The sequence below is a fragment of the Pseudomonas sp. NY15364 genome (assembly GCF_048068235.1).
GTDB lineage: Bacteria > Pseudomonadota > Gammaproteobacteria > Pseudomonadales > Pseudomonadaceae > Aquipseudomonas > Aquipseudomonas mendocina_D.
This window is the reverse complement of the sequence record NZ_JBLUPX010000013.1, coordinates 1-23,558: the sequence shown is the minus strand read 5'-3', so window position 1 is coordinate 23,558 and position 23,558 is coordinate 1. Positions and strand designations below refer to the sequence as shown.

Sequence of the window (23,558 nt, the reverse complement as noted above, 5' to 3'; positions counted from 1 at the left end):
GTCATTGACCGTTCTGAATGTCCACCACGACCTGATAGAGATCTCCGCCATTGTTGGCCTGGCGTAGACGTTCACGTACATCCTGGCGATCAAGCATGCTGGCGATCTGGCGCAGTAACTCCAGGTGCGCGTCGGTTGCCGCCTCCGGCACCAGCAGGACGAACAGCAGGTCGACCGGTGCGCCGTCGATGGCGTCGAAGTCGACAGCCGCATCGAGGTGCAGTACGGCGCTGATGGGGGCGCTGCAGCCTGCCAGGCGGCAGTGGGGAATGGCGATGCCGTTGCCGAAGCCGGTGGAGCCGAGCTTCTCGCGGGCGATGAGGCTTTCGAAGATGTCCTGGGCATCCAGGTCGGGCAGGTCGCGCGCAACCAGATTGGCGATCTGTTCGAGCACGCGTTTCTTACTGCCGCCCGGCACGTTCACCAGGGAACGGCCGGGGGTCAGGATATTTTCAAGTCGGATCATGGATGGGGAATGTTAGCGGGCCGTGGCGCCTTGCAGGCGCTCGAGCTGCTTTTCCTTGTGCTTGATGAGTTGACGGTCGAGTTTATCGGCCAACAGGTCGATGGCAGCGTACATATCCTGATGTTCGGCATTGGCGACGACTTCGCCGCCGGCGACATGCAGGGTGGCTTCGATCTTCTGCTTGAGTTTCTCGACCTCCATGATCACCTGAACGTTGGTGATCTTGTCGAAGTGGCGTTCCAGTCGGCCCAGTTTCTCGCCGATGTAGTCACGCAGGGCGTCGGTCACATCCAGCTGATGTCCACTGATGTTGACTTGCATACCGCTTTCTCCTTGTTGCCTTGTGTAAGAGACGGGCCCTATTCGACCCGCCGCCGGAACACTTTGGCCTGAAGACCTTGTGCCTTCAGTCGATCTGGCCTACATCAGTCGCTTGCGTTCACTGGAGGGCGCTATACCGAGGGACTCGCGATACTTGGCGACCGTCCGACGGGCGACTTGGATGCCTTGTGCCTCCAGTAAACCAGCGATCTTGCTGTCACTCAATGGCTTTTTCGCGTTTTCCGCCGCAACCAGTTTTTTGATGATGGCGCGGATCGCGGTGGACGAGCATTCGCCGCCTTCAGAGGTGCTGACGTGGCTGGAGAAGAAATATTTCAGCTCGTAAATACCGCGTGGCGTGTGCATGAATTTCTGCGTGGTCACGCGTGAGATCGTCGACTCGTGCATGCCCACTGCTTCGGCGATGTCGTGCAGGACCAGAGGCTTCATCGCCTCGTCGCCGTAGTCGAGAAAACCACGTTGGTGCTCGACGATTTGCGTGGCCACCTTCATAAGTGTTTCGTTGCGGCTCTGCAGGCTCTTGATGAACCAGCGTGCCTCCTGCAACTGGTTGCGCATGAAGGTGTTGTCGGCGCTGGAGTCGGCGCGTTTTACGAAGCCGGCATACTGCGGGTTGACGCGCAGGCGTGGCATGGCTTCCTGGTTCAGTTCCACCAGCCAGCGGTCGTTGTGCTTTCGCACGATCACGTCCGGTACGACGTATTCCGGCTCGCTGGACTCGATTTGCGAACCCGGACGCGGATTCAGGCGCTGGATCAGGTCGATGACCTGGCGCAGTTCGTCTTCCTTGAGCTTGGTACGGCGCATCAGTTGGGCGTAATCGCGGCTGCCGAGCAGTTCCAGGTAATCGCCGACCACGCGCTGGGTTTCGCTCAGCCAGGGGGTGTTGGCGGGCAACTGACGCAGTTGTAGCAGCAGGCACTCACGCAGGTTACGGGCGCCGATACCAGCAGGTTCGAACTGCTGGATGCGGTGCAGCACCACTTCCACTTCATCCAGTTCGACATCCAGTTCGGGGTCGAAGGATTCGGTCACTTCCTCGAGGGTTTCTTCGAGGTAGCCGTCGTTGTTGATGCAGTCGATCAGGGTGGCCGCGATCAGGCGATCCTTGTCCGACATGGGCGCCAGGTTCAGTTGCCAGAACAGGTGGCTGTGCAGACTTTCGCCGCTGGAGGTGCGAGTGGTGAAGTCCCACTCGTCATCATCGTTGCTGGGCAGGCTGCTGGCGCTGGTCTGGTAGATGTCTTCCCAGGCGGTGTCGACTGGCAGCTCGTTGGGAATGCGCTCGCCCCAGTCGCCTTCTTCCAGGTTATCCACAGTCGGGGTGGTTTCCTGGTAGCTCTCTTCCTTGTTCGGGGTCGGAGTGGCGCTTTCGGCGCCATCAGCCATTGGATCGCTGTTGTCGAAGTCGTCGCCTTCTTCCTGGCGCTCGAGCATGGGGTTGGACTCCAGCGCCTCCTGGATTTCCTGTTGCAGGTCCAGGGTAGACAGTTGGAGGAGGCGGATAGCCTGTTGCAGCTGCGGGGTCATCGTCAGCTGCTGGCCCATCTTGAGGACTAGCGATGGTTTCATTGCAGACCTTAATTTACTGGCGAGTTACGCCTTCCACATCAGGGCGCCGAAGCGCCGCCAGGAAGCAAATTATATGCCTGAATTTCTCGTTTTTGCCTAGGGGTTGCAATATTTCTGTCGCGAAAAAATGTGCGGCCTACAGGCTGTGTGAAAGCGTAGCGAGCGAAGGTGAGGCAAGGCAAAAACAAGCGAGAAAGCGCTGTTTACGACTGTAAATGAGCATTTCGAGGTTGTTTTTAACGCAGTGACACCGAGCGCAGTAGTTTTTATGCAGCCTGTCACAGACGGAATTCGTGGCCCAGGTACACCTCTTTCACCGTCTGGTTGGCGAGGATGGTCTCGGCGTCGCCTTCGGCGATCAGTTGCCCATCGTTGACGATGTAGGCGGTTTCGCAGATGTCCAGGGTTTCGCGCACGTTGTGATCGGTGATCAGAATGCCGATGCCCTTGGTCTTGAGGTGGTGGATGATCTGCTTGATGTCGCCAACCGAAATCGGGTCGACACCGGCAAAGGGTTCGTCGAGCAGAATGAACTTGGGGTTGGTCGCCAGGGCTCTGGCAATCTCTACGCGGCGTCGCTCACCGCCGGACAGGCTCATGCCGAGGCTGTCGGCGATATGGTGGATATGGAATTCCTGCAGCAGGTTTTCCAGCTCCGCCTGGCGTCCGGCGCGGTCCAAGTCCTTGCGTGTTTCGAGAATGGCCATGATGTTGTCGGCCACCGACAGTTTGCGGAAGATCGACGCTTCCTGCGGCAGGTAGCCGATGCCCGCGCGAGCGCGGCCGTGCATGGGCTGATGACTGACATCGAGGTCGTCGATCAGTACGCGGCCCTGGTCGGCGCGCACTAGGCCGACGATCATGTAGAAGCAGGTGGTCTTGCCGGCGCCATTGGGGCCGAGCAGGCCAACGATCTGACCGCTTTCGATGCTCAGGCTGACGTCACGCACGACCTGGCGGCTCTTGTAACTTTTCGCCAGGTGTTGGGCTTTGAGAATGGCCATTACTGCTGCTGATCCGCGGGTTTGTTCTTCGGTTGGATGACCATGTCGATACGCGGGCGCGGTGTGCTGACGTTGCCGCCTGTAGCGCGACCGGCGTTTACGATCTGGCGGCGGGTGTCGTAGACGATCTTCTCGCCTTCGAAGGTATTGCCTTCCTGAATCACCTTGGCCTGGTCGATCAGTACGATGCGCTCATTGCTGGCGAAGTACTGGATGGTCTTGCCGTAGGCCTTGACGATGTCCTTGTCCACAGCCGGCTTCTGCTCGTAGTAGGCCAGATTGCCGACCGATGTGAAGACGTCGATGTCGCCACTGGCGGTCTGGGTGATGGTGACGGTGTCGCCCGTGATCTTCAGGGTGCCCTGAGTGATGATCACATCGCCGCGGTAGACGGCTACACCTTGTCGGTCATCCAGTTCTGCGCTGTCGGCCTGGATGCGAATCGGTTGATCGCGATCCGATGGCAGTGCCCAGGCAGCCGCGCTTCCCAATGCGGCGCCGAGGCTGAGAATCAGGGGGAGGGTATTAACGAACCTCATGCTGGCCTCTTACGTTGGACTGCAGGAGCATCCTGCCGTCATTCAAGTACGCTTTCATTCCTTGTGCCGTGGTTACCCCGTTGGCCGCGACGATTCTAACGGCTTGCTCGGTCTGCGCATATTCCTTGTCAGGAATAACGGTCATGCGGCTGCTGGTGATGATGGTTGGACGGTTCTTGGCATCGGTGCGGGCGATGCGCACGTCGTCGATCAGTTCTACCTCGACGCCGCCGGGCGAGACTTCGGCACGCTGACTGGTGACGTCCCAGGGCAACTCAGTGCCGCGATATAGCTTCAGCTTGGGGGTGTCGACCAGGGTGATATCGGTGCTTTTGATGTGTTCGAGCTTGTCCGCGGTCATGCGGTAGTGCAGTTTGCCGTCATCCTGGAACTGCACGGTACGCGCGCCCACTGCATAGAAGTCGACGACGTTGTCATCGCTGGCCTGCTGGGCCTGGCGCGCGCTGTCCGGGGCAAGGTTCCAGTAACCGAGTGCGGCCACGACGACTGCAATCAGAGCAAAGATCAGGGTATTGAGGATTTTACGCGGCATGCTGTTCTCTACAGGTAGGCGGCTTGGGCCGCATCCAGTGTGCCTTGGGCACGCATGATCAGTTCGCAGAATTCCCGCGCCGCACCATCCCCGCCGCGCGCCTGGGTTACGCCGTGGGCGTGCTGGCGGACGAAGCTGTCGGCGCTGGCCACGGCCATGCCCAATCCGACACGGCGAATCACCGGAAGGTCTGGTAGGTCGTCACCAAGATAGGCGACCTGTTCATAGCTTAGGCCGAGTTCGGCGAGCAGGCCGTCGAGTACCACGAGTTTGTCTTCACGACCCTGGAACAGGTGCTGGATACCCAGGTTGTTGGCGCGGCGCTCCACCACAGGTGTCTTGCGGCCGCTGATGATGGCCGTGCGCACGCCCGAGTTGATCAGCATCTTGATGCCGTGGCCGTCGAGCGTGTTGAAGGTCTTGAACTCGCTGCCGTCTTCGAGAAAGTACAGGCGGCCGTCGGTCAATACGCCATCGACGTCGAAGATCGCCAGTTTCACAGCGCGTGCGCGTTGCAGTAGTTCGTTCATCACATTACCCCCGCGCGCAGCAGATCGCCGAGGTTGAACGCGCCGATCGGGCGATCATCACTATCGACTACCACCAGGGCGCTGATCTTGTTGTCTTCCATGATCTTCAGGGCTTCGGCGGCGAGCATCTCGGCGCGAATGGTCTTGCCATGCGGCGTCATCACGTCGTCGATCCGGGCATCGCGTACATCGATGCCCTTGTCCAGTGCGCGGCGCAGGTCGCCATCGGTGAAGATCCCGGCCAGATGGCCATCAGCCTCCAGGACGGTGGTCATGCCCAGGCCTTTCTGGGTCATTTCCAGCAGGGCGTCACGCAGGCTGGTGCCACGGGTGACTTGAGGCAGGCTCTCGCCGCTGTGCATCACGTTCTCTACCTTGAGCAGCAGGCGCCGGCCAAGGGCGCCGCCCGGATGGGAGAAGGCGAAGTCTTCGGCGGTGAAGCCGCGCGCTTCGAGCAGGGCGATAGCCAGGGCGTCGCCCAGTACCAGGCTGGCAGTGGTCGAGGAAGTGGGTGCCAGGTTCAGCGGGCAGGCTTCCTGCGAGACGCGTGCATCCAGATTGACCTCGGCTGCCTTGGCCAGCGGCGACTCAGGGTTGCCTGTCATGCTGATCAGGCGGATACCGAGGCGCTTGATCAGTGGCAGCAGGGTAACGATCTCGGCGGTCGAGCCCGAGTTCGACAGTGCCAGAACGATGTCGTCCTTGGTGATCATGCCCATGTCGCCATGGCTGGCTTCTGCCGGGTGGACAAAGAACGACGTAGTACCGGTGCTGGCCAGAGTTGCAGCGATCTTGTTGCCGATATGCCCGGACTTGCCCATGCCAACCACGACCACGCGGCCCTTGCAGCTGAGAATCAGCTCGCAGGCCTTGATGAAGTCGGCATTGATACGGGGCAATAGCTCCTGCACCGCTTCAATTTCGAGGCGGATGGTGCGCTGTGCGGAATCAATCAGGTCGCGGGTCTGGTTCATTGAGTAAGGCTGTCGAGCGAAAAAGATGGGGATTATAAACGGAAAAGCTTCCCGCGCTCACCCTCGGTGCAACGAGCCAACCTCGAAACTGTCGCAAGTCTGAACGCCGCTTTGGAGCGCTATTGGGTGGCATGTTCGGCAAATGCTATAGTTCGCGGCCATTTTGGCCCGATAGGGTCTGTTCTCGTTTCGCTCGCGGCCGCGCCGGAGCCTGTTTTGCCGCGAGGCAAGGCACGAGATGCGAAGTTTAGTCGTCTAAATAAGTCATCGAGTAACACCGCATCGCGGCAAAACAGGCCCGGCCCTCCGGGTTGCGCGGGAAATGATCCCCGCTGTCGTTGCAGGACTTGGCAAGGGACGGCCATTGCCGGCGTCCTGCGCCTAACCGGGGATCATTTCTCGCGGCAACGCGGCTCGCGATGAAACGGGAACAGACCCTAATTGGCGCGTGTCTTCGCTTCTGGAGGCGGCGTCTGCCAGGAAGGCCTTATTTTCAAGGAGTTCAGATGAGCGCCGAGCACGAGTACGCGATCGAGTTGCAGGGCGTCAGCTTTCAGCGTGGCGCGCGATCGATTTTCGACAAGGTCGATATCCGCATACCGCGCGGCAAGGTGACCGGCATCATGGGCCCCTCCGGCTGCGGCAAGACCACGCTGCTGCGCCTTATCGCTGCCGAGCTGCGTCCTTCTGCAGGCGATGTGCGCGTCGACGGCGTCAGTCTGCCGAAGCTCTCGCGCGACGAACTGTTCGATATGCGCAAGCAGATGGGCGTCCTGTTCCAGAGCGGCGCGCTGTTCACCGATCTCGATGTGTTCGAGAACGTGGCATTCCCTCTGCGCGTACACACCAAGCTTCCTGAAGAAATGATCCGCGACATCGTCCTGATGAAACTGCAGGCCGTTGGCTTGCGCGGGGCGCTGGATCTGATGCCGGACGAGCTGTCTGGCGGCATGAAACGCCGTGTCGCGCTGGCCCGAGCCATTGCGCTCGATCCGCAGATTCTGCTGTATGACGAGCCGTTCGTCGGCCAGGACCCCATCGCCATGGGTGTTCTGGTGCGCCTGATCCGCCTGCTCAACGATGCACTGGGGATCACCAGCGTGGTGGTGTCTCACGACCTTGCAGAAACGGCCAGCATCGCCGATTACATCTATGTCGTCGGTGATGCTCAGGTGTTGGGGCAGGGCACTCCGGCCGAGTTGATGGAATCGGATAATCCACGTATTCGCCAGTTCATGAAGGGCATTCCGGATGGGCCGGTGCCGTTTCATTTTCCAGCGCCGGACTACCGCGAAGATCTGTTGGGGAGAGGATGATGCGCAGAAATTCACCGCTCGAACGGCTGCGGCTGTTCGGTCGTGCGGGTATCGATGTGGTCGCGACACTGGGGCGTTCGGTGCTGTTTCTGGTCAGCGCTCTGTTCGGTCGCAGCCGTGCCGGCAAGCCTTTGCAGCTGTTGATCAAGCAACTGTTCGCGGTTGGCGTGATGTCGCTGGCGATCATCGTGGTGTCCGGCATCTTCATAGGCATGGTGTTGGCCCTGCAGGGCTACAACATTCTGGTCAGCTATGGCTCCGAACAGGCTGTTGGGCAGATGGTCGCCCTGACTCTGCTGCGTGAACTTGGCCCGGTGGTGACCGCGCTGCTGTTCGCCGGTCGCGCCGGCTCGGCGCTGACTGCCGAAATCGGCAACATGAAGTCCACCGAGCAGCTTTCCAGCCTGGAGATGATTGGCGTCGACCCGCTCAAGTACATCGTCGCGCCGCGGCTGTGGGCCGGCTTCATCTCGATGCCGCTGCTGGCGATGATCTTCTGCGTGGTCGGCATTTGGGGTGCGGCCATGGTCGCCGTGGATTGGCTGGGCGTTTACGAGGGCTCGTTCTGGTCGAACATGCAGAACAGTGTTTCCTTTTATGACGACGTGCTCAACGGCCTGATCAAGAGCATCGTCTTCGCCTTCGTGGTGACCTGGATCGCCGTATTCCAGGGCTACGACTGTGAACCCACTTCCGAAGGCATCAGCCGTGCGACCACGCGCACCGTGGTGTACGCCTCGCTGGCCGTGCTTGGCCTGGATTTCATTCTGACCGCTTTGATGTTTGGAGATTTCTGATGCAAAACCGCACGCTGGAGATTGGTGTCGGCCTGTTCCTCATGGCCGGTGTGCTGGCCCTGCTGTTGCTGGCCCTGCGCGTCAGCGGCCTGAGCGTCGGCAGTGCTGGCGATACCTACAAGGTCTACGCCTACTTCGACAACATCGCCGGGCTGACCGTGCGCGCCAAGGTCACCATGGCCGGCGTGAGCATCGGCAAGGTCACTGCGATCGATCTGGATCGTGACAGCTACATGGGCCGGGTGACCCTGGAGCTCGATGGTGGCGTCAATAACCTGCCTGAGGATTCCACTGCGTCGATCCTGACTGCGGGGCTACTCGGTGAGAAATACATCGGCATCAGCGTTGGTGGTGACGAGGAGGTGCTCAAGGACGGCAGCACCATTCACGACACGCAGTCCTCGCTGGTGCTGGAAGACCTGATTGGCAAATTCCTGCTCAATTCGGTCAATAAAGATGAAGCCAATTGATGAGGGCTCCTGACATGTTCAAAACCGTGCGTAATTCCCTGCTGGTGTTGCTGGCTACCATGCCGCTGCTGGCCACCGCTGCGCCAAGCGCCCATGAAGTGGTGCAGCAAACCACCGAAACCCTGCTGGCTGACCTCAAGGCCAACAAGGAGCAGTACCGCAGCAACCCCAATGCCTTCTACGACTCGCTCAACGAGATTCTCGGCCCGGTGGTGGACGTCGATGGCATCGCCCGTGGTGTGATGACCGTGCGCTACTCGCGTCAGGCCTCGCCTGAGCAGATGAGCCGCTTTCAGGAGAACTTCAAGCGCAGCCTGATGCAGTTCTATGGCAATGCCCTGCTCGAGTACAACAATCAGGACATTCGCGTGCTGCCGGCCAGCGGCAGGGCCGAAGGCGAGCGCACGTCGGTCGGCATGGAGATTCGTGACGGCAAGGGCGCGGTTTATCCGCTGTCCTACACCATGGTGTCGATGGATGGCGGCTGGAAGTTGCGTAACGTGGTGATCAACGGCATCAATGTCGGCAAGCTGTTCCGCGATCAGTTCGCTCAGTCCATGCAGAACAATCGCAACGATCTGGATAAGGTCATCGACACCTGGGCTGATACCGTTGCCAGGGCGCGTCAGGCTCGAGGCGAATCGTGAGTCAGGCGACCATCAGCGAGCGCGCCGCTGGGCAATTTCAGCTCAGTGGCGTGCTCGATTACAGTACTGGCCCGCTGCTACGTGAGCAGGGCGCGCGCCTGATCGCCGCGAGCAGCGCCGCGAGCCTGGCGCTCGACTGTAGCGCGGTGGAAAAGTCCAGCAGCGTCGGTCTGGCGCTGTTGCTGGCGTTCATGCGTGATGCGCGCAAGGCAGGGCGTGAGCTGACAATCAGTGCGCTGCCCGATGACATGCGTGAGATCGCTCAGGTCAGCGGCCTGCTGGAGTTGCTACCGCTGCAAGCGTGAAGCGTCTCCCGTCGTTCCGTCAGCACCGGTGTTGGCGGGGTTCGCAGGCGGGAGGCTTTTTTGTATCATGGCCGACCCGCGGGCTCAGGTGCCCGAATGCGTCAGTCGAGGTCGAGCATGCAGGCTGCAGAAGTAAAAAGCCTCCTAGAGGAAAAACTCCCGAATACCCAGGTGGAAGTCGAAGGCGAAGGCTGCAACTTCCAGCTCAACCTGATCAGCGACGAACTGGCCGCCCTCAGCCCGGTCAAGCGTCAGCAGCAGATCTATGCCCACCTCAATGCCTGGATCGCTGATGGCAGCATCCACGCCGTGACCATGAAATTCTTCAGCCAGGCCGATTGGGCCGCGCGTTCCTGAGCCTGCGGGCGACGAGATTCCTATGGATAAACTGATCATTACCGGCGGCGCTCGCCTCGATGGCGAAATCCGCATTTCCGGTGCGAAAAACTCTGCTCTGCCGATTCTGGCGGCCACCCTGCTGGGCGACGCCCCCGTCACCATCTGCAACCTGCCGCACCTGCACGACATCACCACCATGATCGAGCTGTTCGGCCGCATGGGCATCGAGCCGGTGATCGACGAAAAACTGGCGGTGGAAGTTGACGCCCGTGCGATCAAGACCCTGGTCGCGCCTTACGAGCTGGTAAAAACCATGCGCGCCTCGATTCTGGTGCTCGGCCCGATGGTCGCCCGCTTCGGTGAGGCCGAGGTGGCGCTGCCCGGTGGTTGCGCCATCGGTTCGCGTCCGGTCGATCTGCACATCCGTGGCCTCGAGGCCATGGGCGCGATCATCGATGTCGAAGGTGGCTACATCAAGGCCAAGGCCCCGGAAGGTGGCTTGCGCGGGGCGCACTTCTTCTTCGACGTAGTCAGCGTGACCGGTACCGAGAACATCATGATGGCCGCGACCCTGGCCAAGGGTCGCAGCGTGCTGGAAAACGCCGCGCGTGAGCCTGAGGTGGTCGACCTGGCCAACTGCCTGATCGCAATGGGCGCGAAGATCCAGGGCGCCGGCACCGATACCATCATCATCGACGGCGTCGAGCGCCTGCACGGTGCGCGTTTCAACGTCATGCCCGACCGTATCGAAACCGGTACCTATCTGGTTGCCGCCGCCGTTACCGGTGGCCGGGTCAAGGTCAAGGACGCCGACCCTTCGACGCTGGAGGCCGTGCTGGCCAAGCTACAGGAGGCTGGCGCCGAAATCACTACCGGCCCGGACTGGATCGAGCTGGACATGAAGGGCAAGCGCCCGAAAGCCGTCAACCTGCGCACCGCTCCCTATCCGGCGTTCCCCACCGACATGCAGGCGCAGTTCATCGCCCTGAACGCGGTGGCCGAAGGCACTGGCACCATCATCGAAACTGTGTTCGAAAACCGTTTTATGCACGTCTACGAGATGCTGCGTATGGGCGCCAACATCCTGGTCGAAGGCAATACGGCCGTGGTTACCGGGGTCGACAAGCTCAAGGGCGCGCCTGTTATGGCCACCGACCTGCGCGCCTCGGCGAGTCTGGTACTCGCCGCGCTGGTGGCTGACGGCGATACGCTGATCGATCGCATTTACCACATCGACCGTGGTTACGAGTGCATCGAAGAGAAGCTGCAACTGCTCGGCGCCAAGATCCGCCGCGTTCCGGGCTAACAGGCCGTTGTCGTAGGGCTGCTCCCTGTCGGGGCGGCCGCTTCCGTTCAAGGAAACCGTTTCATGCTGACCATTGCCCTGTCCAAAGGCCGCATTCTCGATGACACCCTACCGTTGCTGGCCGCAGCGGGTATCGAGCCGACCGAGAACCCGGACAAGAGCCGCAAGCTGATCATCCCGACCACTCAGGATGACGTGCGCCTGCTTATCGTGCGTGCCACCGATGTGCCGACCTATGTCGAGCACGGTGCCGCTGATCTGGGTGTCGCCGGCAAGGATGTACTGATGGAGTACGGCGGCCAGGGCATCTACGAGCCGCTGGATCTGCAGATCGCCAAGTGCAAGCTGATGACGGCTGGCAAGGTCGGTGCGCTGGAGCCGAAAGGCCGCCTGCGCGTGGCCACCAAGTTCGTCAACGTCGCCAAGCGCTACTACGCCGAGCAGGGCCGTCAGGTCGACATCATCAAGCTGTACGGTTCGATGGAGCTGGCGCCGCTGGTGGGCCTGGCCGACAAGATCATCGACGTGGTCGACACCGGCAACACCCTGCGTGCCAACGGCCTGGAACCGCAGGAACTGATCGCTACCATCAGCTCGCGGCTGATCGTCAACAAGGCCTCGATGAAGATGCAGCACGCGCGCATCCAGGCGCTGATCGATACCCTGCGTGGCGCCATCGAGGCGCGACACCAAGGCTGAATCCTCACCGCGACCACTGGTCGCGGCAGCCTATCCGTGTCATAGCCAAATTCTCAGGTGCCCGCACGGTGGGCTTGCTACTCTAGCGGCGCCTGAAATTTGCCATCACACGAGGCTTAGCCATGACTGCTCCAATCGCCATTCGCCGACTCAATGCCGCTGACCAGGATTTCGCCCGACACCTGGATCATCTGCTGAGCTGGGAGAGCGTGTCCGACGATGGCGTCAACCAGCGCGTGCTGGAAATCATCCTGGCCGTGCGTGAGCGCGGCGATGCCGCCCTGGTCGAGTACACCCAGCGTTTCGATGGTCTGCAGGTCGCTTCCATGGCCGACCTGATCCTGCCGCGTGAGCGCCTGGAACTGGCCCTGACCCGAATCAGTGCCGAGCAGCGCCAGGCGCTGGAAGTGGCCGCCGAGCGGGTGCGCAGCTACCACGAGAAGCAGAAGCAGGACTCCTGGCGCTACACCGAAGCCGACGGCACGGTGTTGGGGCAGAAGGTCACCCCGCTGGATCGCGCCGGCCTGTACGTGCCGGGCGGCAAGGCGTCCTACCCGTCCTCGGTGCTGATGAACGCCATTCCGGCCAAGGTCGCCGGCGTGCCGGAAGTGGTAATGGTGGTGCCGACCCCGCGCGGTGAGATCAACGAGATCGTTCTCGCTGCTGCCGCCATCGCCGGTGTCGATCGTGTGTTCACCATCGGTGGCGCCCAGGCTGTGGCCGCGTTGGCCTACGGCACCGAGAGCGTGCCGCCGGTGGACAAGATCGTCGGCCCCGGCAACATCTATGTGGCCACCGCCAAGCGCCACGTGTTCGGCAAGGTTGGCATCGACATGATCGCCGGGCCGTCGGAGATCCTCGTGGTCTGTGACGGCCAGACCGATCCGGACTGGATCGCCATGGATCTGTTCTCCCAGGCTGAGCACGATGAGGACGCCCAGTCGATTCTGGTCAGCCCGAATGCCGCCTTCCTCGACCGCGTCGCTGAAAGCATCGCCAAGCTGCTGCCGACCATGGAGCGTGCCGAAATCATCCGCACTTCGCTGGAAGGCCGTGGCGCGCTGATCCAGGTAGCCGACATGGCGCAGGCCATCGAGGTGGCCAACCGTATCGCGCCCGAGCACCTGGAGCTGTCGGTCGCCGACCCGGAAGCCTGGCTGCCTGAGATTCGCCACGCCGGTGCGATCTTCATGGGTCGCTACACAGCAGAAGCCTTGGGTGACTATGTAGCGGGCCCGAACCACGTGCTGCCGACATCTGGCACCGCGCGGTTCTCCTCGCCGCTGGGTGTGTATGACTTCCAGAAGCGCTCGTCGATAATCTTCTGTTCGCCGGATGGTGCGTCGGAGCTGGGCAAGAGCGCCTCGGTGCTGGCCCGTGGTGAGTCGCTGACCGCGCATGCGCGCAGCGCCGAGTACCGTATCAAGCCCTGAGTGTAGGGTGCGCTGTGCGCACCTTGTGAATGTTTTGGTGCGCACGGCGCACCCTACGGGATCGCGCTTTGCAGGTTGAACGAAGCGTTATCCATCGCCCCATGCAACGTATTTCGAGGAGAGAAGGGCAGATGAGCAAATTCTGGAGCCCCTTCGTCAAAGACCTGGTGCCCTATGTGCCAGGTGAGCAGCCCAAGCTGAGCAAGCTGGTCAAGCTCAATACCAACGAGAACCCTTATGGTCCGTCGCCCAAGGCCATTGCGGCGATGCAGGCCGAGGTCAACGACAACCTGCGTTTGTACCCGGACCCCAACAGCGACCGCCTGAAGCAAGCAGTGGCTGTCTACTATGGCGTGCAGACCAATCAGGTGTTCGTCGGCAACGGCTCTGACGAGGTACTGGCGCACGCGTTCCATGGCCTGTTCCAGCATGACGCGCCGCTGCTGTTCCCGGACATCAGCTACAGCTTCTATCCGGTTTATTGCGGCCTGTACGGTATCGAGCAGCAGCAGGTGCCGCTGGACGAGCAGTTCCAGATCCGCGTGGAGGATTACGCCAGGCCGAACGCTGGCATCATCTTCCCCAACCCCAATGCTCCGACGGGGTGCCTGTTGCCGCTCGAGGCCATCGAGCGCCTGCTGCAAGACAGCCCGGATTCGGTCGTGCTGGTCGATGAGGCGTATATCGACTTCGGCGGTCAGACCGCCATCGCCCTGGTCGACAAATACCCCAACCTGCTGGTCACCCAGACCCTGTCCAAGTCGCGCTCGCTAGCTGGGCTGCGCGTCGGCATCGCGGTTGGCCACTCGGATCTGATCGAAGCGCTGGAGCGAATCAAGAACAGCTTCAACTCCTACCCGCTCGATCGAGCGGCCATCGCCGGTGCAGCCGCAGCGTTCGAGGACCGTGATTATTTCGAGAAAACCTGCCAGCAGGTGATCGAGAGTCGTGAGGCGGTGGTTGCGGGCCTGCAGGGGCTGGGTTTCGAGGTGCTGCCTTCGGCAGCGAACTTCGTCTTTGCCCGTCATCCGGGCAAGGATGCAGCGACTTTGGCCGCGGGCCTGCGTGAGCAGGGCGTGATCGTGCGTCACTTCAAGCAACAGCGCATCGCCCAGTTCCTGCGTATCACCATCGGTACGCCGGAGCAGAACCAGGCACTGCTGGATGCGCTGCGCGGGCTGTAATCGATACGAGCCTTAGCAAAGCCGGTGACGCGTGAGTGTTACCGGCTTTTTTCATGGCACTGAGGGGGTTACTCGTGGTGCGGCTGGCCGAGGAAGGTCAGTGAGGTGAACAGACCACGGCTCTCGATATTCGGGTCGTTCTCCACCGGTACGTAGACCGAGGCGCTGATGATGTTCAGTGCCTCGTTGCGCACCGTTATCTGGGCGCGACCCTCGGCATCGGTTACCGCGCTGACCTGATGCGGCGCGCCGCGATAGTCGCCGACCAGCTCTACGCCTGCCATCGGCTTGCCGTCCACTAGCACGCGCACTGGCAGCGGCTTGCCTGGGCCGACCTTGAGCGGGTCGGTTTCCGGCACTATGACCATCTTCAGGTGTTCCAGCGCAGGCAGCTTGGCGTCTTCTGAGTAGATCGCCAGGCTGTATTTGTAGGTGTGCAGCGACTGGGTCGAGTTCGCCACCTGGCTGCGGCCCTGGTTGATCCATTGGCCTTCCGGGGTTTTCGACCAGGCGCCATTGTCCAGCGCGACACCGAGTACGGCGGGTTTCTTCAAAGGTTGCAGGCGGGCGTGGTCGACCAGACGTTCGACGGTCACCGGAATCATTCGACCTGCCGCGTCATAGGCCCAGGCGCCGCTGATCTTTTCCGCCTTGAAGGCATCGTCCTCGGCACCGTGGCCGTAGACGACTTCGATATTGCCGCGGCGCTCCTCGGTCCAGAGGCCGTGAGCGAGAACGCTGCTGCTGGCGAACAGGCCGGCGAGAAGCAGGTAGGCAGGAATACGCATGTGAATCTCCGATTCAAAGGTTGAGGGTCAGGCTGACGCTGAGATTGCGAGGGTCGCCGGGCATTACCCAGACGTTGTTGAACGAGCGCTCGTAGTACTTGCGATCAAACAGGTTGTTGAGGTTCAGACCCAGGTTCAGGTCCTTGGTGGCCTGCCAGCGCGCCAGCAGATCGACGGTGGTATAAGCCGGCAACTCGAAATCGCTGCCGGTCTGCCCGGAGCGATCACCGACGTAGTTGACTGCTGCTCCGAGTTCCGAGCCCAGCAGCGAGCCCCCCTGGAACTGGTAGACGCCCATCAGGCTGGCGCTGTTGCGGGCGATGCCGAGCAGGTCACTTCCTTCGGGAATGCTGTTGTCCTTGGTCACCTCAGCATCGATGTAGGCGTAGGCGCCGATCACACGTAGGGCATCGGTGAGCTGGCCGCTGACCTGCAGGTCCAGACCCTGGCTGCGCGCCTTGCCGGCGGCGATGCTGTCGCCGGGGTTGTTCGGGTCGGCAGTCAGCACGTTTTCCTTGTCGATATGGAACAGTGCCACGGTGGCGCCGAGGCGGCTGTCGAGCAGGTCGAGCATGAGGCCGGTTTCATAGCCGAGGCCTTTCTCCGGTTTGAATACCTGCCCTTGGGCGCCGATGGTGTTGGGCTTGAACGACATCGAGGCATTGGCGAACACGCCGACCTCTGGCGTCAGCTGATAGAGCACGCCGGCGCGCGGGGTAGCGACATCCTTGCTCTGCTCGTTGCTGACGCGGGTACTGCGGTTCAGTGCGGTTTGCTCGAAACGCTCCAGACGCACGCCGAGTAGGCCGCTCCAGCGCTCGTTGAAGCTGATTTGATCCTGCAGGTTGAGGGCGAAGCTTTCGGTGTGCTCGTGGAAATCGTTGGGATTGACGATAGGCGGCTTGGGCTGACCATAGATAGGGTTGTAGATGTCCTGGCCATAGCCCAGGCCGGTAACGCTTTGCGGGTACTTCTGGCTGTTGCGATAGTTCTCGTATTCCAGCCCAAGTAGCGTCTGATGTTGCCAACCTGCCAGTTCGAACTGCCCATGCAGTTCGGCCTGGGTGATGCTGTCGTTCCATTCGAAGCGGCGCTCGCGATAGAAGCGCGTGACCTGATCGCCAATCAGGCGCGATGGTTCGGAGCTGTTGCCGTCCAGCGTGCCCTGGCTGTAATGGCTGGCCAGGCGCAGTTTCCAGGCATCGTTAAGGTAGTGCTCGAGGCTGACCTGCAGCAACTGGTTGTCGTTGCGGATCTTGCCGTCGTTGGGCTCGCCGAGAAAGGTCGAGTGCTTGACTGCGCCCATCTTGCCGTCGACGGCGGGAATGCCACGGTCGAACACCGAGTCGGTGCGGGAAAATTCGCTGTCGATCATCAGCAGGGTGTCGGGCGACAGCTGCCAACTGAAGGTCGGGTTGATGATCTGTCGCTGGTTGCCAACGTGATCGCGAAAACTGCCGTTGTCTTCGACTGCCAGGTTGACCCGCGACAGCAGGGTGCCGTCCTCGTTCAGCGGTGTGTTGACGTCGAGACTGCTGCGGTAGCGATCCCAGCGTCCGGCGCTGGCTTTGAATTGAGTGAAGGGCTCCAGTTGCGGGCGCTTGGTGACGATGTTGACCAGCCCGCCGGGATCGCCGCGGCCGTAGAGAGCGGCGGCCGGTCCTTTGAGCACTTCCAGACGCTCGATGGCTGATGCGTCCGGCGAGCTGTAGCTGCCGCGGTTGATGGCGAAGCCGTTGCGATACAGCTCGCCAGTGGTGAAGCCACGCACGCTGTAGTTGAGAAATGTCAGGCCGCCGAAATTGTTCTGCCGCGAGACGCCGCCAGCGAAATCCAGGGCGCGGTCTATACGGCTGCTGCCGAGATCGTCCAGCACCTGGGCGGGAACCACGCTGATAGCCTGGGGGATTTCGCTGATTGGGGTGTCGGTGCGGGTGGCGCTGGATGAGCGCTTGGCGCGGTAGCCCTGCACCGGCCCGTCGGCTTGTTCACCGGAGGCGCTGATGATGCTGTCAGCCAGTTGTGCCGGAGATTCGGCGGCAATAGCGCAGGGTGTTAACAGGCTGCCGGCAAGCAAGGCGGTAATGACGCGCAAGGGGAAGTCTCCGGATGATTGTGATTAATGTAATAACATTACAATAACCTCAATCGAGAAAAGTTCCCACTTGAAAATGCTCGCCGATCAGTTGCCGTTAACGGGAGGGCGAATGCCGATCTCGGCGCTCAGCTCCAGCGATTTGCCGTTGCGCAGTACCTCGATGCGAATCTTGTCGCCAGGCTTGGTGCGCGCTACCTGGTTCATCGAACGCCGGCCGTCGCTGGCCGCTTCGCCGTCGATGCTGAGAATCAGGTCGCCAGGCTGCAGGCCGGCTTTCTGCGCTGGGCCGTCGCGATAGACCCCGGCGACGACAATGCCGGGGCGGCCATCGAGGCCGAAGGACTCGGCCAGTTCCGGCGTAAGTGGTTGCACCTCGACACCCAGGTAGCCGCGAATCACCTGACCATGTTCGATGATCGCCTGCATCACTTCCATCGCCAGTTTCACCGGTATGGCGAAGCCGATGCCCTGCGAGCCGCCGGACTTGGAGAAGATCGCGGTGTTGATGCCGACCAGATTGCCGTGGGCATCGACCAACGCACCGCCGGAGTTGCCCGGGTTGATTGCCGCATCGGTCTGGATGAAGTCTTCGTAGGTGTTGAGGCCCAGCTGGTTGCGCCCGGTGGCGCTGATGATGCCCATGGTCACGGTCTGGCCGACGCCGAAGGGGTTGCCGATGGCCAGGGTGACATCACCGATACGAATCCTGTCGGAGCGCCCGAGCGTGATCGCCGGGAGATTGGGCAGGTCGATCTTCAAGACCGCGAGGTCGGTTTCCGGGTCGTTGCCGATCACCCGTGCCAGGGTTTCGCGGCCATCCTTGAGGGCGACGACGATCTGGTCGGCACCGCTGACCACGTGATTGTTGGTCAGCAGGTAGCCTTCACGGCTCATCAGCACGGCCGAACCCAGGCTCGATTCCATGCGCTGCTGACGGGGCAGGTTGTCACCGAAGAAGCGGCGGAAGGTCGGGTCTTCGAACAGCGGATGGGTTGGCTTGCTCACCAGCTTGGTGGTGTACAGGTTGGCCACTGCAGGCGAGGCGGTGTCGACGGCTTCGGCGTAGGATACCGGGCCTTCCTGCAGGCGGCTGTAGAGCGGGGCCTGCACCAGTTGCACTTCCTGGCGTGGCAAACCGACCCATTCCGGGTAGCGCTGGATCAGCAGGAGTGCGAGCAGCACGCCAACCAGCAGGGGCCAACCGAGAAAACGCAGTGCCTGGGGCATCGAGACAATCCTGAGAGTTGCAGGGGCCAAATCCGGCCCTTAAGGTGGCGCATTATAGTGAGGTGCTCGCCAATTAGGCAGCGGCCCGCAACAGCTTGTGAGGAATCTTCATGGCCATTGCCCTGACCACGCTAGTGGAAGAAGCTGACGCTTTTCTTAATGCGTCGCGAATCAGTGATTACTGCCCCAATGGCCTGCAGGTCGAGGGTCGCCCGCAGGTCCGCCGCATCGTCAGCGGCGTTACCGCCAGCCAGGCGCTGATCGACGCTGCCATCGAGGCCGAAGCCGATGTGCTGCTGGTGCATCACGGCTATTTCTGGAAGGGTGAGAACCCCTGTGTCACTGGCATGAAGCAGCGTCGCCTGAAAGCGCTGCTGGCCAACGACATTAGCCTGCTGGCCTATCACCTGCCATTGGATGTGCACCCTGAGGTGGGCAACAACGTGCAGCTCGCACGGCAGTTGGGCATCGTCGTCGAAGGGCCACTGGAGCCGGAAAATCCGCGTACTGTTGGCCTCGTCGGCTCGCTGACCGAGCCCGTGAGCGCCGTCGATTTCGCCCGCCACGTGCAGCAGGTGCTCGGGCGTGAACCGCTGCTGGTGGAGGGCGAAGGGCTGATCCGTCGCGTCGGCTGGTGCACCGGTGGTGGGCAGGGCTACATCGATCAGGCGGTAGCGGCCGGGGTCGATCTGTACTTGACCGGCGAAGCCTCGGAGCAGACCTTCCACAGCGCGCGCGAGAATGGCGTGAGCTTCATCGCCGCGGGCCATCATGCCACCGAGCGCTATGGCGTGCAGGCACTGGGCGATTATCTGGCGCGTCGCTTCGCCCTTGAACACCTGTTCATCGACTGCCCCAATCCGGTCTGAATCATCCAGACGGGTAGGCATAACGCTAGAACGTTTCGATCTAACTGGCGCCCTGAGTATAAGCAGGTGCTGTGGTAGAGTGCGCGCTCGTCCACGGCCCGCCGGCCCCATAACAGCAATCCGTGAGTAGCCATGCTCGACAAATTGACCCATCTCAAGCAGCTGGAGGCGGAAAGCATCCACATCATTCGTGAAGTGGCCGCCGAATTCGATAACCCGGTGATGCTCTATTCCATCGGTAAGGATTCAGCCGTGATGCTGCATCTGGCCCGCAAGGCATTCTTCCCAGGCAAACTGCCGTTTCCGGTGATGCACGTCGACACCCGCTGGAAATTCCAGGAGATGTACAGCTTTCGCGACAAGATGGTCAGCGAGATGGGCCTGGACCTGATCACCCACATCAACCCCGATGGTGTGGCGCAGGACATGAATCCCTTCACCTACGGCAGTGCCAAGCACACCGACGTGATGAAGACCGAAGGCCTCAAACAGGCGCTGGACAAGTACGGTTTCGACGCCGCCTTCGGTGGCGCGCGTCGCGACGAAGAGAAGTCGCGTGCCAAGGAGCGTGTGTATTCCTTCCGCGACAGCAAGCACCGCTGGGACCCGAAGAACCAGCGCCCCGAGCTGTGGAACGTGTACAACGGCAAGGTGAAGAAGGGCGAGTCGATCCGCGTTTTCCCGCTGTCGAACTGGACCGAACTGGACATCTGGCAGTACATCTACCTGGAGCAGATTCCAATCGTGCCGCTGTACTTCGCTGCCGAGCGCGAGGTGATCGAGAAGAATGGCACGCTGATCATGATCGATGATGAGCGCATCCTCGAGCATCTGTCCGATGAAGAGAAGGCGCGCATCACCAAGAAGATGGTGCGTTTCCGCACCCTCGGCTGCTACCCGCTGACCGGCGCCGTGGAGTCCACCGCGACCACGCTGCCGGAAATCATCCAGGAGATGCTCCTGACCAAGACCAGTGAACGCCAAGGCCGGGTCATCGACCACGACCAGGCTGGTTCGATGGAAGAGAAGAAACGTCAGGGCTATTTCTGAGGATCGCGCACCATGAGTCACCAATCCGATTTGATCAGCCAGGACATTCTCGCCTACCTGGCCCAGCACGAGCGCAAGGAACTGCTGCGCTTCCTTACCTGCGGCAACGTCGATGACGGCAAGAGCACGCTGATCGGCCGCCTGCTGCACGACTCCAAGATGATCTACGAGGATCATCTGGAAGCCATCACCAAGGATTCCAAGAAGGTCGGCACCACCGGCGATGACATCGACCTGGCGCTGCTGGTCGACGGCCTGCAGGCTGAGCGCGAGCAGGGCATCACCATCGACGTGGCCTACCGTTACTTCAGTACCGCCAAGCGCAAGTTCATCATCGCCGATACCCCCGGCCATGAGCAGTACACGCGCAACATGGCCACCGGTGCATCCACCTGCGACCTGGCGATCATCCTCATCGATGCCCGTTACGGCGTGCAGACCCAGACCAAGCGCCACAGCTTCATCGCGTCCCTGCTGGGCATCAAACACATCGTCGTGGCCGTCAACAAGATGGACCTCAAGGACTTCGATCAGGGCGTGTTCGAGCAGATCAAGGCCAATTACCTGGCCTTCGCCGAGAAGATCGGTCTGCGCCCCACCACCCTCGAGTTCGTGCCGATGTCGGCGCTCAAGGGTGACAACGTGGTCAACAAGTCCGAGCGCTCGCCCTGGTACACCGGGCAGTCGCTGATGGAGATTCTCGAGACCGTCGAAGTGGCGGGTGATCGAAACTTCGACGACCTGCGCTTCCCGGTGCAGTACGTCAACCGTCCGAACCTGAACTTCCGCGGTTTTGCCGGCACCCTGGCCAGCGGCATCGTGCGCAAGGGCGATGAAGTCATGACGCTGCCGTCGGGCAAGACCAGCAAGGTCAAGTCCATCGTCACCTTCGAGGGCGAGCTGGAACATGCCGGCCCGGGCCAGGCCATCACCCTGACCCTGGAAGACGAGATCGACGTGTCGCGTGGCGACATGCTGGTGCATGCCGACAACCGTCCGCAGGTCACCGACAGCTTCGAGGCCATGCTGGTGTGGATGGGCGAAGAGCCGATGCTGCCGGGCAAGAAGTACGACATCAAACGCGCCACCAGCTATGTACCGGGGTCGATCCCGAGCATCGTCCATCGCGTCGACGTGAATACCCTGGAACAGGGTGCTGCCAGTGAGTTGAAACTCAACGAAATTGGCCGGGTCAAGGTCGCCCTGGATGCGCCGATTGCTCTGGATGGCTACGAATACAACCGCACCACCGGTGCGTTCATCGTCGTCGACCGCCTGACCAATGGTACCGTCGGCGCCGGCATGATCATTGCCGACCCGGTCTCTCATGGCGGCGGACAGCACGGCCGTCTGGCGCATGTGTCCACTGAGGAGCGTGCTTCGCGCTTTGGCCAGCAGCCGGCTACCGTGTTGTTCACGGGGCTTTCTGGCGCCGGCAAGAGCACCCTGGCCTATGCCGTCGAGCGCAAGTTGTTTGACATGGGCCGCGCCGTATATGTGCTCGATGGCCAGAATCTGCGTCATGACCTGAACAAGGGCCTGCCGCAGGATCGCGCCGGGCGTGCCGAGAACTGGCGCCGTGCCGCGCACGTGGCGCGTCAGTTCAACGAGGCGGGGATGATTGCCCTGGCCGCCTTCGTCGCCCCGGATGCAGAAGGGCGTGAGCAGGCCAAGGTGCTGATCGGTCGCGAGCGTGCGCTGACCGTTTATGTGCAGGCGTCGCCGCAGATTTGCGCCGAACGTGATCCGCAGGGGCTGTACGCGGCCGGTGGTGACAACATCCCAGGCGAGGGCTTCCCTTACGACGTACCGCTGGATGCCGATCTGGTGATCGACACCCAGTCGCAGTCGGTCGACGAGGGCGTCAAGGCGGTGTTGGATCTGCTGCGTAGTCGCGGCGCGATCTAACATTCGCGATGCTGCATGATGAGCCCCGCTTATTAGCGGGGCTTTTTTATTCCCGGCTGCGGGCGGAGCCGGCGATCTTTACCCAATAAAAAGGTTCTCCGCATTTTCGCGACGAGGATACGCTTGGCGCCAGGCTGGCAATTACGTGTGAGCTTTCGATGACTTGGCACTCTCCATTCACGCGCCGCCTGGCCTGATGGGTTTCGCCCCTTACGGGCCGGCACTTTCTCTTGCTTGCCCAAGAGAAAGTAACCAAAGAGAAGGGCACCCCCGACATTCGGCCCCGGCTACGCCGGGGTTCCCTCGTTCCATCACCGCTCCAGGGGCACGCCACGAAGGGCCATCCCTGGCCCATCGTGGCTCTCGCGACATCCATGTCGCTCAACCCCTTACGTGGCGATTCCATTCGGCCTCCTGAAGGGGACTTGGGCGGCGTCTGCGTGATCGCTGCCTAAGAGCAAAAGCAAGAACAGACGCCGTCGAACTTGAGTCTGTGGAAATCTTACAAGCTTGCGCCCCGATCCCCTTCAGGAGGCCGAGCAGAGGTGTTGCGTAGGGGAGTGAGCTGCATGGATGCCGCGAAATACCGATGGCGGCCCCGCTTAATGGGCCATGGATGGCCCTTGTAAGTCGGCCCCCGGAGCAGCGCCGGAGCGAGGGAAGTTTCGCGCAGCGAAACCCGGATGTCGGGGTGCCCTTCTTTGCCACACATTTCTTGGGCAAGCAAGAAAGGTGTGGCGCCGGTAAGGGGCGCAACCCAAACGTTCAGGAGACGCGGTAATGGATAGTGCCAAGTCATCGAAAGCTCACACAAACTTGCCAGTCCGGTGCGTCAACCCGCACGTTCTCCAAACTATGCGAGGAAGCATAAAAAAGCCCCGCAATGCAGAGCGTGTGAAAACGCACTGACGCCAGAAAAACCCAACGCCCCGACTGGTTCGGGGCGTTGGTGTTTTTGATGCTTGGAAATGGAAAGCGGGATTTACCCCAACAGCTCGATCAACCGACGGGCACCCATCACATTGATGGCGCGCTTCAGGTTGTAGGCGTTGACCGCCAGGGCCATTTCCGTCCGAGCGCCCTGCAGTTGTCGGAGCAGGAAGCGACCATTACCCAAAATCCATTGCTTCAGGTTGCCGAAG

24 protein-coding genes and 1 pseudogene are annotated in these 23,558 nt (G+C 61.3%); 13 read left to right on the top strand and 12 right to left on the bottom strand.

What is annotated here, in order from left to right:
* Position 1 precedes the first annotated feature (1 nt).
* The 8 genes from ptsN to ACNFCJ_RS12885 form a co-directional block, all read right to left on the bottom strand.
* Positions 2-466: a PTS IIA-like nitrogen regulatory protein PtsN gene (gene ptsN / locus ACNFCJ_RS12920; RefSeq protein ID WP_013714098.1), complete on the bottom strand. Its 465-nt coding sequence runs from the start codon at positions 464-466 to the stop codon at positions 2-4.
* Between the two features lie 12 nt (positions 467-478).
* On the bottom strand, positions 479-787 hold the full coding sequence (hpf, locus tag ACNFCJ_RS12915; RefSeq protein WP_090427345.1) for a ribosome hibernation-promoting factor, HPF/YfiA family: 309 nt from the start codon (positions 785-787) through the stop codon (positions 479-481).
* A 99-nt stretch (positions 788-886) separates the two neighbouring features.
* Complete coding sequence (locus ACNFCJ_RS12910; RefSeq protein ID WP_416771717.1) at positions 887-2,380, bottom strand: RNA polymerase factor sigma-54; 1,494 nt, start codon at positions 2,378-2,380, stop codon at positions 887-889.
* 278 nt (positions 2,381-2,658) lie between these two features.
* The gene (lptB, locus tag ACNFCJ_RS12905; RefSeq protein WP_013714100.1) at positions 2,659-3,384 is read right to left on the bottom strand and encodes an LPS export ABC transporter ATP-binding protein; all 726 of its coding nucleotides are present in this window, start codon (positions 3,382-3,384) and stop codon (positions 2,659-2,661) included.
* Positions 3,384-3,923: a lipopolysaccharide transport periplasmic protein LptA gene (gene lptA, locus ACNFCJ_RS12900; protein ID WP_021488070.1), complete on the bottom strand. Its 540-nt coding sequence runs from the start codon at positions 3,921-3,923 to the stop codon at positions 3,384-3,386. The genes lptB and lptA overlap by 1 nt, the downstream gene beginning before the upstream one ends.
* Positions 3,910-4,476 (bottom strand): LPS export ABC transporter periplasmic protein LptC, encoded by a 567-nt coding sequence (gene lptC / locus ACNFCJ_RS12895; protein WP_179575614.1) that lies wholly within the window; start codon positions 4,474-4,476, stop codon positions 3,910-3,912. Before lptC ends, lptA begins: the two co-directional genes overlap by 14 nt.
* Before the next feature lie 8 nt (positions 4,477-4,484).
* Positions 4,485-5,006, bottom strand: coding sequence for a KdsC family phosphatase (locus ACNFCJ_RS12890; protein ID WP_003459242.1), 522 nt, complete (start codon positions 5,004-5,006; stop codon positions 4,485-4,487).
* Positions 5,006-5,980, bottom strand: coding sequence for a KpsF/GutQ family sugar-phosphate isomerase (locus ACNFCJ_RS12885; RefSeq protein ID WP_343349195.1), 975 nt, complete (start codon positions 5,978-5,980; stop codon positions 5,006-5,008). The genes ACNFCJ_RS12890 and ACNFCJ_RS12885 overlap by 1 nt, the downstream gene beginning before the upstream one ends.
* A gap of 506 nt (positions 5,981-6,486) precedes the next feature.
* On the opposite strand from ACNFCJ_RS12885, the gene ACNFCJ_RS12880 reads away from it, so the two are divergent.
* From ACNFCJ_RS12880 to hisC, 10 genes are all read left to right on the top strand, one after another.
* On the top strand, positions 6,487-7,296 hold the full coding sequence (locus ACNFCJ_RS12880) for an ABC transporter ATP-binding protein (protein ID WP_106732740.1): 810 nt from the start codon (positions 6,487-6,489) through the stop codon (positions 7,294-7,296).
* Positions 7,296-8,093 (top strand): lipid asymmetry maintenance ABC transporter permease subunit MlaE, encoded by a 798-nt coding sequence (gene mlaE / locus ACNFCJ_RS12875; RefSeq protein WP_416771715.1) that lies wholly within the window; start codon positions 7,296-7,298, stop codon positions 8,091-8,093. The genes ACNFCJ_RS12880 and mlaE overlap by 1 nt, the downstream gene beginning before the upstream one ends.
* Positions 8,093-8,563, top strand: coding sequence for an outer membrane lipid asymmetry maintenance protein MlaD (gene mlaD, locus ACNFCJ_RS12870; RefSeq protein WP_017678927.1), 471 nt, complete (start codon positions 8,093-8,095; stop codon positions 8,561-8,563). The genes mlaE and mlaD overlap by 1 nt, the downstream gene beginning before the upstream one ends.
* A gap of 14 nt (positions 8,564-8,577) precedes the next feature.
* The gene (locus ACNFCJ_RS12865; RefSeq protein WP_125833737.1) at positions 8,578-9,210 is read left to right on the top strand and encodes an MlaC/ttg2D family ABC transporter substrate-binding protein; all 633 of its coding nucleotides are present in this window, start codon (positions 8,578-8,580) and stop codon (positions 9,208-9,210) included.
* Positions 9,207-9,515 (top strand): STAS domain-containing protein, encoded by a 309-nt coding sequence (locus tag ACNFCJ_RS12860; RefSeq protein ID WP_416771713.1) that lies wholly within the window; start codon positions 9,207-9,209, stop codon positions 9,513-9,515. Before ACNFCJ_RS12865 ends, ACNFCJ_RS12860 begins: the two co-directional genes overlap by 4 nt.
* A 117-nt stretch (positions 9,516-9,632) precedes the next feature.
* A complete protein-coding gene (locus tag ACNFCJ_RS12855) occupies positions 9,633-9,872 on the top strand; it encodes a BolA family protein (RefSeq protein WP_003459267.1) in 240 nt (79 codons plus the stop codon).
* A gap of 22 nt (positions 9,873-9,894) precedes the next feature.
* Positions 9,895-11,160, top strand: coding sequence for a UDP-N-acetylglucosamine 1-carboxyvinyltransferase (murA, locus tag ACNFCJ_RS12850; RefSeq protein ID WP_106732748.1), 1,266 nt, complete (start codon positions 9,895-9,897; stop codon positions 11,158-11,160).
* 63 nt (positions 11,161-11,223) lie between these two features.
* A complete protein-coding gene (gene hisG, locus ACNFCJ_RS12845) occupies positions 11,224-11,859 on the top strand; it encodes an ATP phosphoribosyltransferase (RefSeq protein WP_125833734.1) in 636 nt (211 codons plus the stop codon).
* A 122-nt stretch (positions 11,860-11,981) separates the two neighbouring features.
* Positions 11,982-13,292 (top strand): histidinol dehydrogenase, encoded by a 1,311-nt coding sequence (gene hisD / locus ACNFCJ_RS12840; protein WP_416771711.1) that lies wholly within the window; start codon positions 11,982-11,984, stop codon positions 13,290-13,292.
* 131 nt (positions 13,293-13,423) lie between these two features.
* Complete coding sequence (hisC, locus tag ACNFCJ_RS12835; RefSeq protein ID WP_416771709.1) at positions 13,424-14,476, top strand: histidinol-phosphate transaminase; 1,053 nt, start codon at positions 13,424-13,426, stop codon at positions 14,474-14,476.
* A gap of 68 nt (positions 14,477-14,544) precedes the next feature.
* On the opposite strand, the gene ACNFCJ_RS12830 is transcribed toward hisC, so the two are convergent.
* From ACNFCJ_RS12830 to algW, 3 genes are all read right to left on the bottom strand, one after another.
* Complete coding sequence (locus tag ACNFCJ_RS12830; protein WP_416771707.1) at positions 14,545-15,264, bottom strand: DUF4198 domain-containing protein; 720 nt, start codon at positions 15,262-15,264, stop codon at positions 14,545-14,547.
* Positions 15,265-15,277: 13 nt separating this feature from the next.
* On the bottom strand, positions 15,278-17,308 hold the full coding sequence (locus tag ACNFCJ_RS12825) for a TonB-dependent siderophore receptor (RefSeq protein WP_416771822.1): 2,031 nt from the start codon (positions 17,306-17,308) through the stop codon (positions 15,278-15,280).
* 138 nt (positions 17,309-17,446) lie between these two features.
* Positions 17,447-18,589 carry a Do family serine endopeptidase AlgW gene (gene algW, locus ACNFCJ_RS12820; protein ID WP_099522475.1) on the bottom strand — a complete coding sequence of 381 codons (1,143 nt, stop codon included), beginning with the start codon at positions 18,587-18,589 and terminating at the stop codon, positions 17,447-17,449.
* A 110-nt stretch (positions 18,590-18,699) separates the two neighbouring features.
* On the opposite strand from algW, the gene ACNFCJ_RS12815 reads away from it, so the two are divergent.
* From ACNFCJ_RS12815 to cysN, 3 genes are all read left to right on the top strand, one after another.
* Positions 18,700-19,458, top strand: coding sequence for a Nif3-like dinuclear metal center hexameric protein (locus ACNFCJ_RS12815; protein ID WP_416771705.1), 759 nt, complete (start codon positions 18,700-18,702; stop codon positions 19,456-19,458).
* A 132-nt stretch (positions 19,459-19,590) separates the two neighbouring features.
* Positions 19,591-20,508 carry a sulfate adenylyltransferase subunit CysD gene (gene cysD, locus ACNFCJ_RS12810; protein WP_256835550.1) on the top strand — a complete coding sequence of 306 codons (918 nt, stop codon included), beginning with the start codon at positions 19,591-19,593 and terminating at the stop codon, positions 20,506-20,508.
* Between the two features lie 12 nt (positions 20,509-20,520).
* The gene (cysN, locus tag ACNFCJ_RS12805) at positions 20,521-22,416 is read left to right on the top strand and encodes a sulfate adenylyltransferase subunit CysN (protein ID WP_256835551.1); all 1,896 of its coding nucleotides are present in this window, start codon (positions 20,521-20,523) and stop codon (positions 22,414-22,416) included.
* Between the two features lie 982 nt (positions 22,417-23,398).
* On the opposite strand, the pseudogene ACNFCJ_RS12800 reads toward cysN, so the two are convergent.
* Positions 23,399-23,558, bottom strand: a pseudogene (locus tag ACNFCJ_RS12800) (IS5/IS1182 family transposase); the annotation flags it as partial.